This is a genomic window from Streptomyces alboniger (genome assembly GCF_008704395.1).
Classification (GTDB): Bacteria; Actinomycetota; Actinomycetes; order Streptomycetales; family Streptomycetaceae; genus Streptomyces; species Streptomyces alboniger.
In genome coordinates, this window is record NZ_CP023695.1 from 1,428,933 (window position 1) to 1,443,119 (window position 14,187).

A 14,187-nucleotide genomic window follows, 5' to 3' on the forward strand; every position below is an offset into this window, starting at 1 on the left:
CCTCACATGCGTTCGAAGGAGCGGCGGAGCTCCCAGTCGGTCACCGCGGAGTCGAAGGCGTCCAGCTCGACCCGCGCCATGTTGCGGTAGTGCGCGACCACCTCGTCGCCGAAGGCGGCCTTGGCGATGGGGCTGTTCTCCCACAGCTCGGCGGCCTCGCGCAGGGTGGTGGGGACGTGTTCGTAGTCGCCGGTGTACGCGTTTCCGGTGCACTCGTCCGGCAGTTCGAGCTTGTGCTCTATGCCGTACAGGCCGGCCGCGACGAGCCCGGCGACGGCGAGGTGCGGGTTCACGTCGCCGCCGGGCAGCCGGTTCTCGAAGCGCAGCGAGCGGCCGTGGCCGACCACGCGCAGGGCGCAGGTGCGGTTGTCGTAGCCCCACGCGGCGGCGGTCGGCGCGAAGGAGCCGGGCACGAACCGCTTGTAGGAGTTGATGTGGGGCGCGTAGAGGAGGGAGAAGTCGCGCAGCGCGGCGAGCTGTCCGGCCAGGAAGTGCCGCATGACGGGTGACATCCCGCCCGGGTCGTCCTGGGAGCCCCGCATGACGTTGTTCCCGTCGGCGTCCTGGAGCGAGAGGTGGATGTGGCAGGAGTTGCCCTCGCGCTCGTTGAACTTGGCCATGAAGGTGAGCGAGACGCCTTCCTGGGCCGCGATCTCCTTGGCGCCGGTCTTGTAGATGGCGTGCTGGTCGCAGGTGACGAGGGCCTCGTCGTAGCGGAACACGATCTCGTGCTGGCCGGGGTTGCACTCGCCCTTGGCGGACTCGACGACCAGGCCGGCGGTCGTCATGTCGTTGCGGATGCGGCGCAGGAGCGGCTCGATGCGGCCGGTGCCGAGGACGGAGTAGTCGATGTTGTACTGGTTGGCCGGGGTGAGGTTCTTGTATCCGGCGTCCCAGGCCTGCTCGTAGGTGTCCTTGAAGACGATGAACTCCAGCTCGGTGCCGACGTGCGCGGTGTAGCCCAGCTCGGCGAGGCGCTCCAGCTGGCGGCGGAGGATCTGCCGGGGCGCGGCGACCACGGGCGATCCGTCGCTCCAGGCGAGGTCGGCGATCAGCATCGCAGTGCCCTCGTTCCAGGGGACGCGGCGCAGGGTGCTCAGGTCGGCGTGCATGGCGAAGTCGCCGTAGCCGCGGTCCCAGGAGGACATCGCGTATCCGTCGACGGTGTTCATCTCCGGGTCGACGGCGAGGAGGTAGTTGCAGCCCTCCGTGCCGTGTTCGAGGACCTCGTCGAGGAAGAAGCGGGCGGCGAACCGCTTGCCCTGGAGCCGCCCCTGCATATCGGGGAAGGCCAGGACGACAGTGTCGATCTCGCCGCTCGCGACCAGGGCCGTCAGCTCCTGGACGGCGAGCGGGGGTGTGCGGTCTGCCACGGGAAATGCCTCCTTGGGTCAGCCGGGAGCCATAAGGTATTGCGGAGAACCTTTGCTTGGGAAGGGGGTACGGACATGTCGCACTCGGAAGAGCGCACGGAAGAGGGCGGATCGCCCGCGGCAGCGCCCACGACATCGCCCGCGGCACACGACGACGACCGGCTGACTCCGGTGCTGCGCCCGGTGCGGGCGGGCAACGGCTTCGAGGAGGCCCTGGAGCAGATCCTCCAGGTCGTCCGCCTCGGCTTGGTGCCGGGCGGTGAACGCCTTCCGTCGGAGCGGGAGTTGGCCGACCGCCTCGGCATCAGCCGGGTCACGCTCCGCGAGGTCCTGAAGGTGCTGACGGACCAGGGGCTGGTCGAGTCGCGGCGCGGGCGCTACGGCGGCACGTTCGTACGGCCACGCCCCGAGGCGCCGGGCGAGGACGAGCTGCGCCGCCGCATCAAGGACGTCGACGTGGAGGACGCTCTGCGCTTCCGCGAGGTCCTGGAGGTGGGCGCCGCCGGGCTCTGCGCGGCGCACGGCCTGGACGGCGAGCAGGCCGACCGGCTGCGCACGGCGCTCGCACAGACGCACGACGCCCCGCTGTCGGAGTACCGCCGCCTGGACACTTTGCTGCACCTCACGCTCGCCGAGCTGTGCGGGTCACCGACGCTCACCGCGCAGTACGCGGCGGTCCGCGCGACCGTCAACGACCTCCTGGACTGCATCCCGCTCCTCGTACGCAACCTGGAGCACTCGCAGCGCCAGCACACCGCGCTCGTCGAGGCGGTGCTCGACGGCGACGCCGACGGGGCGCGGGAGATGATGCGCGAGCACTGCGCGGGGACGGCGGCGCTGCTGCGGGGATTCTTGACCTGAGGAGCCAGGAGGGCGCGTGTGAGGAGCGGTTAACCATCGCGTAACGCAGGGGTCTTGCTTTCTCGCCCCCCGGACGGCAAAGGTATGGATCCGTTCCATTGAGTCACCCGCCGCAGTGCCGTCGTAGGGGAGCCGTGCCATGACCGTGGAGTCCAGCAAGCCGAGCCCAGCCGAACCGGCGGACGACTATCTGGAGCGCCGGACGCTGCGCCGGGGCAGCGCGGGCTGGCTGCTGCTCACCGGGCTCGGCGTCGCCTACGTCGTCTCGGGCGACTTCTCGGGCTGGAACTACGGTCTGGCCGAGGGCGGCTTCGGCGGCCTCGGCATCGCCATGGCGCTCATGGGCGTGATGTACGCGTGCATGGTCTTCTCGCTCGCCGAGCTGTCGTCCGTGCTGCCCACGGCGGGTGGCGGCTACGGCTTCGCGCGCCGGGCGCTCGGCCCCTGGGGCGGTTTCCTGACGGGCACGGCCATCCTCATCGAGTACATCCTGGCGCCCGCCGCGATCTCCATCTTCATCGGCGACTACGTCGCGTCGCTCGGCCTCTTCGGCCTGACCTCGGGCTGGCCGGTCTACCTCGCCTGCTTCGTCATCTTCATCGGCATCCACCTGTGGGGCGTCGGCGAGGCGCTGCGCTTCAGCTTCGTCGTGACCGGCATCGCGGTGGCGGCGCTGCTGGTCTTCGCCGTCGGCGCGTTCATGGACTTCGACGCGTCGAAGCTCAACGACATCCCCGTCGAGGCGGACGCCTTCGGCGCCAACTCCTGGCTCCCGATGGGCCTGCTCGGCATCTGGGCGGCGTTCCCCTTCGGCATGTGGTTCTTCCTTGGGGTCGAGGGGGTGCCGCTGGCGGCCGAGGAGACGAAGGACCCGGCGCGTACGCTGCCGCGCGCGATCCGCTGGTCCATGGCCATCCTCGTCGCCCTCGCGCTCCTCACCTTCTTCGCGTCGGCCGGCGCGCGCGGCGCGGACGCGATCCAGGACGCGGGCAACCCCCTGGTCGAGGCGCTCCAGCCGGACGGCGAGGCGACGGGCCTGAGCCGCGTCATCAACTACGCCGGTCTTGCGGGCCTGGTGGCGTCCTTCTTCTCCCTCATCTACGCGGGCTCGCGCCAGCTCTTCGCGCTCTCCCGCGCGGGCTATCTGCCCCGCTTCCTCTCCCTCACCAGCAGCCGCAAGGCCCCCTACCTCGGCCTGCTCGTCCCCGGCGCGATCGGCTTCGGGCTCGCCGCGGCGACCGGCGACGGCGCCCGCATGCTGAACGTCGCGGTGTTCGGCGCAACCATCTCGTACGCCCTGATGTCGCTGTCGCACATCGTGCTGCGCCGCCGCGAGCCGGGTCTTGAGCGCCCCTACCGCACCCCCGGCGGCGTCCTGACCTCGTCGGTCGCGCTGGTCCTCGCCTGCGCGGCGCTGGTCGCGACCTTCCTGGTGGACGTGACGGCGGCGCTCATCGCGCTCGGGGTGTACGCGGTCGCGATCGCGTACTTCGGGAGCTACAGCCGCAAGCATCTCGTGGCGCGCGCGCCGGAGGAGGAGTTCGCGGCGCTCGCGGCGGCCGAGGCAGAGTTGACTCGCGACTGATGATCTCAAGGACGGCACCACGAAGGAGAACAGATTGAGCACCAGGCCGCTGATCGGTGTCAGCACCTACCTGGAGTCGAGGGCGAGCTGGGGCGTGTGGGAACTGCCCGCGGCCCTGCTGCCCGTGGGGTACCCGCGCCAGGTGCAGGCGGCGGGCGGCATCGCCGCGATGCTTCCACCGGACGATCCTTCGTACGCGCGTTCCGTCGTCGCCCGGTTGGACGGTGTGGTCATCGCGGGCGGGCCCGATGTCGAGCCGGTGCGGTACGGCGCCGAGCGCGAGGCGCGCACGGGGCCGCCGGCGCGGGAGCGGGACGCCTGGGAACTCGCCCTGATCGAGGCGGCGCTGGCCTCGGGGACGCCGCTGCTCGGCATCTGCCGGGGCATGCAGCTCATGAACGTGGCGCTCGGCGGGACGCTGGTCCAGCACCTGGAGGGGCACGTGGAACTGCCGGGCGTCTTCGGCACGCACACGGTGAAGCCGGTGCCGGGCACGCTCTACGAGTCGATCGTCCCGGACGCCTGCACGGGCGTACCGACCTACCACCACCAGGCCGTGGACCGCCTCGGCAGGGACCTCGCCCCCTCGGCCCACGCGGAGGACGGCACGGTGGAGGCCATCGAACTCCCCTCCCCCGCTTGGGCGCTGGGCGTGCAGTGGCACCCGGAGGCGGGCGAGGACACGCGCGTCATGACAGCACTGGTCCGGGCCGCTTCCTGAGCGGGCCGCTCGTACGGTGCGACCCACTCGAACGGTGCGGGCCGTCGCTACCCCTGTGGGCTCTGGCCGGAGTTGTGCACACCTTGTTCGTTCGCGAACACGCCGCTCGTCCGCGTGAGCCCCAGCAGATCCCTCCCCGGTCCCGCCGGCCGATGCCCCGTCGGCCAGACCGCCCGGAGTTCGCGGCGCAGGAGCACGTCGTCCAGGGGGATCTCCACCAGGCGCCGCGCCGCCAGTTCCTCGCCCACCGCCAGCTCGCTCAGGACCGAGGGGCCCGCGCCGCTGACCGCCGATGCCTTGACCGCCGTGGTGGAGGACAGTTCGATCAGCGGGCGGGCCAGACCGCCGAGTGCCGCGTCGAGGACCTGCCGGGTGCCCGAGCCCTCCTCGCGGAGGATCAACGGGGTCGCCGCCAGTTCCGCCGCGCCCAGCGGCCTGCCGCGCCGCGCCCAGGGGTGCCCGGGCGCCGTCACCACGACCAGCCGGTCGTGCGCGATGACCACGCCGTCGAGGCCGGCCGGCACGGTGAGCCCCTCGACGAAGCCGAGGTCCGCCTCACCGGCCAGCAACCGGGCCGCCACGGCCGCGGAGTTGCCCGCGAGGAGCGAGACGGCCGTGTCCGGCCGCTGGGTCCGCAGTGCGATGAGCCAGCCCGGCAGCAGATACTCGGCGATCGTCATGCTCGCCGCGACCCGCAGCCGTGAGTCCCGCCGGTCGCGCAGCGCCTGCGCCCCCGCGTCGAAGGCCTCCGCCGCCTCCACGATCCGCCCCGCCCAGTCCGTGACGAGCGCCCCCGCGTCCGTGAGGCGCGAGCCGCGCGGCGACCGGTCGACGAGCGCGACGCCGAGTTGCCGCTCCATGGCACGGACCCTGCCGCTCGCCGCGGGCTGCGTGATGCCCAGCTCCCGCGCGGCCCGTCCGAGGCTGCCGAGCCGGGCCACGGCGAGCAGCAGCTGGAGCGCCCCGAGGTCGGGGACGCGGTGCGCGAGCGACGCCTCCGCCGAGGCGGGCGGGGAGGCGGCGGAAGAGGGCTGACTCATAAAGCCAGCTTATGCCCCCATAGGAGCGTACTCCCTGGTGGAGGCCCCGCCCCTGGACGACGCTGAATCCATGGTCACCGCCGCCCACCCCGCCCCCTCCTCCGCACCACCCCCTCGGCCCCCGGCACCCGCTTCCCCGCGGTCCGCCACCTCGGCCCGAACTGGTACGCGTCCGTCATGGGCACCGCCGTCATAGCCAACGCCGGCGCCACCCTCCCCTACCGGTTCACCGGGCTGCGTACGACCTGCACCGCCGTCTGGGCGCTCTCCCTCGCGATGCTCGCCGTGCTGCTCACCGCCCGCGCCGCGCACTGGATCCACCACCGCGACCAGGCCCGCGCCCATCTCCTCGACCCGGCCGTCGCACCCTTCTACGGCTGTCTGTCGATGGCACTGACCGCGGTCGGCGCCGGCACCCTGCTCGTGGGCGCGGACTGGATCGGCACCGGCCCCGCCGTCGCGCTAGACGCCGTGCTGTTCACCCTCGGCGCCGCCCTCGGGCTCGCCGCGGCCGTCGCCGTCCCGTACCTGATGGTGGTCCGGCACCGCATCACCGCCGACCAGGCCTCGCCCGTGTGGCTGCTGCCCGTGGTGGCCCCCATGGTGTCGGCCGCCGTCGGCCCGCTGCTCATCCCGCACCTGCCCGCGGGCCAGGCCCAGCAGACCATGCTGTACGCGTGCTGCGCGATGTTCGGTCTGAGCCTGCTCGCCACCCTGGTCATGCTGCCGGTGATATTCGCCCGCCTGGTGACCGCGGGCCCGCTGCCGGCCGCGCTCACCCCCACCCTCTTCCTCGTGCTCGGCCCCCTGGGCCAGTCGACCACCGCCGCAAACAAGTTCGCGGACGCCGCCCCCGGCGTCGTACCCGCCCCGCTCGACCAGGGCTTCCTCGCCCTCGCCGTGCTCTACGGCGTACCGGTGACGGGCTTCGCCCTCCTGTGGCTGGCACTCGCGCTCGCCATGGTGCGGCGGGCCCGGCGCGGCGGCATGGGCTTCGCGATGACCTGGTGGGCGTTCACCTTCCCCGTCGGCACCTGCGTGACGGGCGCGGAGGGCCTCGGCAAGCACACCGGGCTCGCCGTGTTCGACTGGCTCGCGGCCGGGCTCTACGTCTTCCTCCTGGCCGCCTGGGCCGTGGCGCTGACCCACACCCTGCGCGGCGTCGTCACCGGCAGGCTGCTCGCAGCGCCGCGCTGAGCACGGCGGGGGCCTCCACCAAGGAGGGCCCGTACCAGGTCAGATGGCGGCCACTGACCAGCGCGACCGGCGTACGCGTCGAGAACGCCTCGGGGCCGTCCTCACGCGTGAAGCGGTACGGCTCGTCGGGCAGGACCACCAGGTCGAGCTCCGCCGCGCGCAGTTCCTCCACGGGGACGCGCGGATAGCGTTCGGTGTGTGCGGCGTACGCGTTGTCCACGCCCATCCGGGCGAGCAGGTCCCCCGCGAACGTGTCACGGCCGAGAACCATCCACGGCCGACGCCAGATGGGGACCGCCGCCCTGAGCCGGACGGACGGGCAGGGCGGGTCCCACCACACCGCCTCCGCCTCCTCCAGCCAGCGCGGCCGCCCGGCCCCGCACGCGGCGAGGACCCGCCGCAGCTCCCGGAAGGCCTGGTCCAGGGTGCGTACCTCGGTCAGGAGGACCTCGATGCCCGCCGCGCGCAGCTCCGCCAGGTCGGGGGCGCGGTTCTCCTCCTCGTTGGCGATCACCAGGTCGGGCGCGAGGGCGATGATCCGGGGCACGTCGGGGTTCTTCGTCCCGCCCACGCGGGTGACATCGAGGTCCACCGGATGGCTGCACCAGTCGGTGGCCCCGACCAGCACGCCCGGCACGGTCACGGCGACCGCCTCGGTCAGCGACGGCACGAGCGAGACGACCCGCATCTCAGCGCCCCCCGTCGTCCACCGCCTCGATGTGGTCCCCCACGGCGACCACCAGGACCCGCGTGTCCGGCACCGTGGCACGCCAGCGATGGCGCACCCCGCCGGTGAGGAACAGGCTGTCGCCGCGCCCGAGGCGGTAGGCGCGGCCCTCCGCCTCCATCTCGACGGCGCCCTCGACGACGTACAGCAACTCGTCGTTCCTGTGCTGGAACTCGCGGCCCTCGTCGTGGTCCCCGATGAATTCCAGGACCTGGAGCTGGTGGTGGCCGCGCGCCAGTTGGCGCACCCGCGCGTCGGGCGTCGAGGTGTCCAGATCCGTGTCGTCGTCCGCGCGCACCACCTCGACGGTGCGGGCGGGGTCGGCCGCGGCGAGCAGTTCCACGTCGGTGGTGCGCAGGGCGTCGGCGACGCGCAGGAGGGAGCGCCTGCTGGGCCGGGCGCGTTCGTTCTCGATCTGGCTGAGGAACGGCACGGACAGGCCGCTGCGCTCGGCGACGACGGCGAGGGTGAGCTCCAGCTGCCGGCGGCGGCGCCGCACGGCCGAGCCCACCCGCAGGGTCTCCTTCTGCTCGTCCATCGCCTCGGCTCCCTTCAGCGCGTCGGCCCGCTCTCAACCCTGAGGGGTTTTCTGCACCCTACGCATGTTCGCCAAACGGTTCTGCCCCGTTGCCCGGATGGCCGGATGCCCGGGTGCGCGGATGGCCGGATACCCCGGTGCGCGGCCGGCCGGCTACAGCCTGTGCCAGTACAGCAGCTGCCCGGCCTCCCCGGGTGCGGAACCCTCACGCGGGATGAACAGGCTGACGAGCAGGGCGGGCCTGCCCCGCGGATCGGTCAGCAGGGTCGCGGAGGGGTTGGCGAAGGCGCGGCTGCCGCCGTGGGTGCGGACGTCGAGGCTGTCGGCGCGGCCGCTCACGGGGTCGTAGGCGTACGTGCCCCAGCTGCCGAAGTCCGACCGGCGCCCCTGACCCTCGATGAGGACCACGCGCTCTTTGCCCAGCTCGACGGGCGACCGGTCGCCGATGTTGCCGCCGGTGCCCCAGGCGCGCACGGCGCGGTCCAGGCGCCGGTCGGGCTCGGCGTGCCAGTGCCGGAAGCCGGTGAGCGTGGCGCGCAGCTGGCGGTCGGTGTCGCAGCCCGCGCGGTAGTGCCCGGTGAGGTGGACGGTGGCACCGCGCACGGACGTGATGCTCGGGGTCCCCTCGGCGCAGCGCGAGAGGGTCAGCGGGGCGTCGAAGGACCGGCGGGCGCGCCCGTCGAGCAGCGCCGCCAGGTCCTCGTAGGCACGGACGGCTATGTGGTTGCGGGGGTCCTTCTCGTACGCGAGGACGTAGCCGCCGCGTCCGTCGTGCGCGAGCGAGGCCTGGTGCGTGCCGGGCCCGAAGTCGTGGCGGCGCTGCCAGTACCGCAGATCGGCGGAGGTGGCGAGGGCCGCGTGGAAGCGGCCGTCGGACAGGAGCGTGTGGTAGACGGCGAGGTAGCGGCCGTCCTGGGTCTGTTCGATCTGCGCGGCGTCCATGGTGCGGCCGGTGTGGTCCCGCGCGCCGTAGCGGTGGCCGTCGGCGGCCGTCACGTCCCCGGCGAGCGCGGTCAGGCGTGCGGTGCCGGCGGAGGCGGGGGCGGCGTCGGCCCGGGCCAGCTGCGCGAGGAGCAGGGCGGCGGCGAGGGCGAGCACGGCGGCGACGGTGAACAGCGCCGTTCTCGGCTGCCTTGCGGTCACGGGTGGGGTCTCACGTTCAGTTGTCTTTCAGAAGGTGCCCGGTCGAGGCTAAGGAGTCGAGGCCGCCGCGGGAACGCCGAAAGGGGTGGGCTTCGCCACAAGCGAGGCCCACCCCTCGGGAGACACCGGTCGGCCGGTGTTACTTCGCGGCCGTCATCTTCTCCTCGAAGCCCGGGTTCTTCTTCAGCCAGGCGTCGACGGCCTCGGGCTCATGGCCCTTGCCCGCCTTGTTGATCTCGTTCTCCAGGCCGGCCAGTTCCTTCTCGCTCATCTTGAAGTCCTTGAGCCACTTCGTGAGCCGCGGGTACTGCTCGGGGAACTGCTTGCTGGAGACCGTGCGGATCGTGTCGCCCCTGCCGAAGGCGGTCTTGGGGTCCTTCAGCTTGGTCAGCTCGTACTCGTTGTACGCCCAGTGCGGCGACCAGAGCAGGACCGCGACCGGCTCCTTCTTGGCGTACGCCGACTTCAGCTCGGAGAGCATGGCGGGCGTCGAACCGGAGACGATCTTGTACTCCTTGTCGAGGCCGTAGCCGGGCAGGACCTTGTCCTTGAGCGCCGTCATCACACCCGTGCCGGGTTCGATGCCGATGATCTTGCCCTTGAACGTGTCGCCCTTGCCCTTGAGGTCCGCGAGCGACTTCACGTCCTTGACGTAGGACGGGACGGCGACCTCCAGCGACGTCGGGCTGTACCAGGAGCCCAGGTCCTTGAGGTTCGCCTTGTTCTTCCCCCAGTACTGCTTCTGGGTCGTGGGCAGCCAGGCGTCGAGATCCAGGTCGAGATCGCCCTGCGCGAGAGCGGTGTAGACCGGGCCGACGTCGGACGGCGTCAGCTTCATCTTGTAGCCGCGCTTCTCCAGGACGCGCTTCCACAGGTTGGTGACGGCGATGTTCTCGTCCCACGCGAAATACGCGGCGTTCAGCGGACGCTTCGCCTCGACGGGGGTGGAGTTCTTCGGCAGCGGGGCCAGCTCGTCGACGACACCCGGGTTCTTCTTCAGCCAGGCGCGGACGGCTTCCTGCTGCTTGCCCTTGCCCGCCTTGTTGATCTCCGCCTCCAGACCCGTGAGCTGCTTCTCGCTCATCTTGAAGTCCTTCAGCCACTTGGCGACCTGCGGGTTCTCCTCGGAGAAGCCCTTGCGCGCCAGTGTGTGCACGCCGTCGCCCTTGCCCCAGGCGCCCCTCGGGTCCTTGAGCTTCCTCAGGTCGAAGTCGCTGTACGCCCAGTGCGGCGACCAGAGCGTGGTGACGATCGGTTCCTTCTTGGCGTACGCGCGCTTCAGCTCGGCCAGCATCGCGGGCGTGGAGCCGTCGACGACCTTGTACTCCTTGTCGAGGCCGTACTCCTTCAGCACCTTGTCCTTGAGCAGCCCCATCATCCCGGCGCTCGACTCGATGCCGACGATCTTGCCCTTGAACGTGCCGCTCTTGCCCTTGAGGTCCGCCAGCGAGTCGACGCCCTTCACGTACGAGGGCACGGACAGCTCCAGCGAGGTCGGGCCGAACCACGCGCCCATGTCCTCCAGCTTGGCGCCGTACTTCTTCCAGTACGAGGCGTGCGTCGTCGGCAGCCAGGCGTCGGTCTGGAAGTCGACGCCGCCCTGGGCGAGCGAGGTGTAGAGGGGGCCCGCCTCAAGCTGCTTGGTCTGCGGCTTGAAGCCGCGCTGCTCCAGGATCTCCTTCCAGAGGAAGGTGGAGGCCACGCCCTCGTCCCAGGGGATGTAGCCGATGTTGATCCGCGTGCCCTGGCCGACGTTGGTTCCGTCCGTGGCGGCGGCCTCCTCGGACTTCGAGCCGCCGAAGACGCCCATGCCGCCCGCGACGAGCGCGAGGACGACCACGCCGACGACCGCGACGGCGGCCTGCGGACGGTAGGTCCAGATGTTCAGGCCCCGCGCGGCCCGCACCTTGGCGGCGGCGCGGCGGCCCAGCGGGGAGACCTGGGTGCCGAGCGAGCTGGTCATCCGGTCCAGGTAGATGGCCAGGATGACGATGGCGACGCCCGCCTCGGAGCCGAGGCCCACGTTGAGCTGGCCGATGGCCTCGTTGACGTCGGCGCCGAGGCCCTCCGTGCCGACCATGCCCGCGATGGCGGCCATGGAAAGGCCCAGCATGATGACCTGGTTGACACCGGCCATGATCGTGGGGAGGGCGAGGGGCAGCTGGATGCGGAGCAGGATGTTGCGCGGCGTGGTGCCGAACGCGTCCGCGGCCTCGACCAGTTCCTTGTCGACCTGGCGGATGCCCAGCTCCGTCATGCGGACGCCGGGGGCGAGGGCGAAGATCAGGGTGGCGACGATGCCCGCGGGGGCGCCCATCCCGAAGAAGAGGATGGCGGGGATGAGGTAGATCATCGCCGGCAGCGTCTGCATGAAGTCGAGCACCGGGCGGACGATGCCGCTGACCGTGCTCGACCGTGCCGCCCAGATGCCCACGGGCACGGAGATGACGAGCGCGATGATCGTCGAGACGAGCACCAGGGCCAGCGTCATCATCGCGTGGTCCCACAGCTCCAGCGACACGATGAACGCGAAGCCCGCGAAGGTAAGCACACCGGCGACCACACCGCGCAGCCAGAACGCGACGACGGCGAAGATGCCCGCGAGCAGCAGCGGCTCGGGCGCCTGGAGGACGTCGGCTATGCCGTCGTAGGCGCCCTGGAAGACGGTCTTGAAGAAGTCGAACAGCCAGGACATGTGGCTGAGGAGCCAGTCGACGCTGTCGTTGACCCACTCGCCGAAGGGAATCCTAGGCACCGCTGACCACCTTCTCGCTCTCCTGCGGCTCGTCCTCGGGGCTCATCGGCTCGCCGAGTACGGCCAGCAGCCGCGCCCGCGGCACGACGCCGACGAGCTTGCCGTCCGCGTCGGTCACGGCGACCGGCACGACACTGGTGGAGCACGGCGTGAACAGCTCGATGATCGGGGTGTCCGCGGTGACCGTGGCGGGGGCGTCGGCCGGCACGAAGTCGCCCTCCGGCTCGGCCATGATCGCGCCCGCGGTCAGCACCCGGGAGCGGTCGACGTCCTGGGTGAACGCGGCGACGTAGTCGTTGGCCGGGGTGACCAGGATGTCCTCGGCGTTGCCGATCTGGACGATGCGGCCGTCGCGCATGACGGCGATCTGGTCGCCCAGACGCATGGCCTCGTTCAGGTCGTGGGTGATGAAGACGATGGTCTTCTTCAGCCGCTTCTGGAGTTCGAGGAGCTGGTCCTGCATGTCGCGCCGAATCAGCGGGTCGAGCGCGCTGAACGACTCGTCCATCAGGAGCAGGTCGGCGTCGGTGGCGAGCGCGCGGGCCAGGCCCACGCGCTGCTGCATGCCGCCGGACAGCTCGTCGGGCCAGGACTTCTCCCAGCCCTTGAGGCCGGCCAGCTCCAGCGCCTCGGTGGCGCGCCTCTCGCGCTCGGCGCGCGGTACGCCCTGCACCTCCAGGCCGTACCCGGCGTTCTCCAGGACGCTGCGGTGCGGGAAGAGCGCGAAGTGCTGGAAGACCATGCTGATCTTCTTGGAGCGCACCTGGCGCATCTCGCGCGCGCTCAGCTCGGTGAGGTCCTGGCCGTCGAAGCGGACGTGACCGGCCGTCGGCTCCGACAGCCCGTTGAGCATGCGCAGCAACGTGGACTTGCCTGATCCGGAGAGACCCATGACGACGAAGATCTGGCCCGGCTCGACCGTGAAGGAGGCGTCGATCACGGCGGCGGTGGTGCCGTCGGCGCGCAGCTCCTCCCGGTCGGCTCCGTGGCGGAGTTTCTCCACCGCGTCGGCGGGTCGTCTGCCGAACACCTTGTACAAATGCTCGGCCTGGAGCCTGGACACATACACCTCTCGGGTTGAACCAAGACGGCCCGTCTCCCCCGCCGGCAGGCCGTGGAACGCGATGGCTTCGGGCCATTTGCCCGATCGAAATGTTGAATCCTCGACTGGGTCGGTTCCGGCGGCGCGCCTGCCCCGCCTCGAAGAAGTCAAACCAAAGAGTGGCCCAGGTCACTCACTTCGGCTCCGGTGCCGGTCAGGGCCGCTGTCGGCGCCGTGCGGCATGATGCGGACCGTGACTCAGCGAACACGACGGCTCATGCTTCTCGACACGGCCTCCCTCTACTTCCGGGCCTATTTCGGAGTCCCGGATTCCGTGAAGGCCCCGGACGGCACCTCGGTCAACGCCGTGCGCGGACTGCTCGACTTCATCGCCCGGCTCGTCCAGGACCACCGCCCGGACGACCTGGTCGCGTGTATGGACGCGGACTGGCGCCCCCACTGGCGGGTGGAGCTGATCCCCTCCTACAAGGCGCACCGCGTCGCCGAAGAGGTCGAGCGGGGCCCGGACGCCGAGGAGATCCCCGACACCCTCTCCCCGCAGGTGCCGGTGATCGAGGAGGTCCTGGACGCGCTCGGCATCGCACGCGTGGGTGTACGGGCGTACGAGGCGGACGACGTCATCGGCACCTTCGCGGGCCGCGCCGCGGGGCCGGTGGACATCGTCACCGGCGACCGCGACCTCTACCAGCTGGTCGACGACGAGCGCGGCATCCGCGTCCTCTATCCCTTGAAGGGTGTCGGCACCCTCCAGATCACCGACGAGGCGTGGCTGCGCGAGAAGTACGGCGTGGACGGCCCCGGCTATGTCGACCTGGCCCTGCTGCGCGGCGACCCGAGCGACGGCCTGCCCGGCGTGCCCGGCATCGGCGAGAAGACGGCGGCCAAGCTGCTCGACGCCTTCGGTGACCTGGCCGGGATCATGGCCGCGGTCGACGACCCGAAGTCGAAGCTCACTCCCTCGCAGCGCAGGCGGCTCGACGAGTCCCGGGCGTACGTGGCGGTCGCGCCGAAGGTCGTCCGGGTCGCCGGTGACGTGCCCCTGCCCGAGGTCGACGTGGCGCTGCCGCGCGAGCCGCGCGACCCGGTGGCCCTCGAGGAGCTGGCCGAGCGGTGGAACCTGGGCGGTTCGCTCCAGCGACTGCTCTCCACCCTCCAGGCCTGAGATGTTAGCTTAGGTAAGCCTA

12 protein-coding genes are annotated in these 14,187 nt (G+C 71.3%); 5 read left to right on the forward strand and 7 right to left on the reverse strand.

Annotated elements, in window-relative coordinates; translation table 11 throughout:
• Window positions 1-2 precede the first annotated feature (2 nt).
• Window positions 3-1,373, reverse strand: a complete 1,371-nt coding sequence (locus CP975_RS06175) for a glutamine synthetase family protein (RefSeq protein ID WP_055530189.1) — start codon at window positions 1,371-1,373, stop codon at window positions 3-5.
• Window positions 1,374-1,448: 75 nt separating this feature from the next.
• Between CP975_RS06175 and CP975_RS06180 the strand changes: the two genes are divergently transcribed.
• The 3 genes from CP975_RS06180 to CP975_RS06190 all read left to right on the forward strand — a co-directional run bounded on the left by CP975_RS06180 (window position 1,449) and on the right by CP975_RS06190 (window position 4,540).
• Window positions 1,449-2,234, forward strand: coding sequence for a FadR/GntR family transcriptional regulator (locus CP975_RS06180; RefSeq protein WP_246201413.1), 786 nt, complete (start codon window positions 1,449-1,451; stop codon window positions 2,232-2,234).
• 139 nt (window positions 2,235-2,373) lie between these two features.
• The gene (gene eat / locus CP975_RS06185) at window positions 2,374-3,819 is read left to right on the forward strand and encodes an ethanolamine permease (protein ID WP_055530191.1); all 1,446 of its coding nucleotides are present in this window, start codon (window positions 2,374-2,376) and stop codon (window positions 3,817-3,819) included.
• A gap of 34 nt (window positions 3,820-3,853) precedes the next feature.
• Window positions 3,854-4,540 (forward strand): gamma-glutamyl-gamma-aminobutyrate hydrolase family protein, encoded by a 687-nt coding sequence (locus CP975_RS06190; protein ID WP_055530193.1) that lies wholly within the window; start codon window positions 3,854-3,856, stop codon window positions 4,538-4,540.
• A 47-nt stretch (window positions 4,541-4,587) separates the two neighbouring features.
• On the opposite strand, the gene CP975_RS06195 is transcribed toward CP975_RS06190, so the two are convergent.
• Window positions 4,588-5,580, reverse strand: a complete 993-nt coding sequence (locus tag CP975_RS06195) for a LysR family transcriptional regulator (RefSeq protein ID WP_150476643.1) — start codon at window positions 5,578-5,580, stop codon at window positions 4,588-4,590.
• Between the two features lie 177 nt (window positions 5,581-5,757).
• Between CP975_RS06195 and CP975_RS06200 the strand changes: the two genes are divergently transcribed.
• On the forward strand, window positions 5,758-6,777 hold the full coding sequence (locus CP975_RS06200) for a TDT family transporter (protein ID WP_199783235.1): 1,020 nt from the start codon (window positions 5,758-5,760) through the stop codon (window positions 6,775-6,777).
• Here CP975_RS06200 and CP975_RS06205 read toward each other — a convergent pair.
• The 5 genes from CP975_RS06205 to CP975_RS06225 form a co-directional block, all read right to left on the reverse strand.
• Window positions 6,746-7,465: a helical backbone metal receptor gene (locus CP975_RS06205; protein WP_055536158.1), complete on the reverse strand. Its 720-nt coding sequence runs from the start codon at window positions 7,463-7,465 to the stop codon at window positions 6,746-6,748. The genes CP975_RS06200 and CP975_RS06205 overlap by 32 nt on opposite strands.
• Before the next feature lies 1 nt (window position 7,466).
• Window positions 7,467-8,042: a helix-turn-helix domain-containing protein gene (locus CP975_RS06210; protein ID WP_030782982.1), complete on the reverse strand. Its 576-nt coding sequence runs from the start codon at window positions 8,040-8,042 to the stop codon at window positions 7,467-7,469.
• Between the two features lie 153 nt (window positions 8,043-8,195).
• A complete protein-coding gene (locus tag CP975_RS06215) occupies window positions 8,196-9,185 on the reverse strand; it encodes a hypothetical protein (RefSeq protein ID WP_055536157.1) in 990 nt (329 codons plus the stop codon).
• Window positions 9,186-9,324: 139 nt separating this feature from the next.
• On the reverse strand, window positions 9,325-11,940 hold the full coding sequence (locus CP975_RS06220) for an ABC transporter permease/substrate binding protein (protein ID WP_055536156.1): 2,616 nt from the start codon (window positions 11,938-11,940) through the stop codon (window positions 9,325-9,327).
• Window positions 11,933-13,003 (reverse strand): quaternary amine ABC transporter ATP-binding protein, encoded by a 1,071-nt coding sequence (locus tag CP975_RS06225; RefSeq protein WP_055536160.1) that lies wholly within the window; start codon window positions 13,001-13,003, stop codon window positions 11,933-11,935. Before CP975_RS06225 ends, CP975_RS06220 begins: the two co-directional genes overlap by 8 nt.
• Window positions 13,004-13,226: 223 nt before the next feature.
• On the opposite strand from CP975_RS06225, the gene CP975_RS06230 reads away from it, so the two are divergent.
• Window positions 13,227-14,165, forward strand: coding sequence for a 5'-3' exonuclease (locus CP975_RS06230; protein WP_246201414.1), 939 nt, complete (start codon window positions 13,227-13,229; stop codon window positions 14,163-14,165).
• The last annotated feature ends 22 nt before the right edge of the window (window positions 14,166-14,187 follow it).

Coding starts and splice junctions, on each gene's coding strand:
- CP975_RS06180 (WP_246201413.1), top strand. CDS start 1,449: ATGTCGCACTCGGAAGAGCGCACGGAAGAGGGCGGATCGCCCGCGGCA.
- eat (WP_055530191.1), top strand. CDS start 2,374: ATGACCGTGGAGTCCAGCAAGCCGAGCCCAGCCGAACCGGCGGACGAC.
- CP975_RS06195 (WP_150476643.1), bottom strand. CDS start 5,580: ATGAGTCAGCCCTCTTCCGCCGCCTCCCCGCCCGCCTCGGCGGAGGCG.
- CP975_RS06200 (WP_199783235.1), top strand. CDS start 5,758: ATGGGCACCGCCGTCATAGCCAACGCCGGCGCCACCCTCCCCTACCGG.
- CP975_RS06205 (WP_055536158.1), bottom strand. CDS start 7,465: ATGCGGGTCGTCTCGCTCGTGCCGTCGCTGACCGAGGCGGTCGCCGTG.
- CP975_RS06210 (WP_030782982.1), bottom strand. CDS start 8,042: ATGGACGAGCAGAAGGAGACCCTGCGGGTGGGCTCGGCCGTGCGGCGC.
- CP975_RS06230 (WP_246201414.1), top strand. CDS start 13,227: ATGCGGACCGTGACTCAGCGAACACGACGGCTCATGCTTCTCGACACG.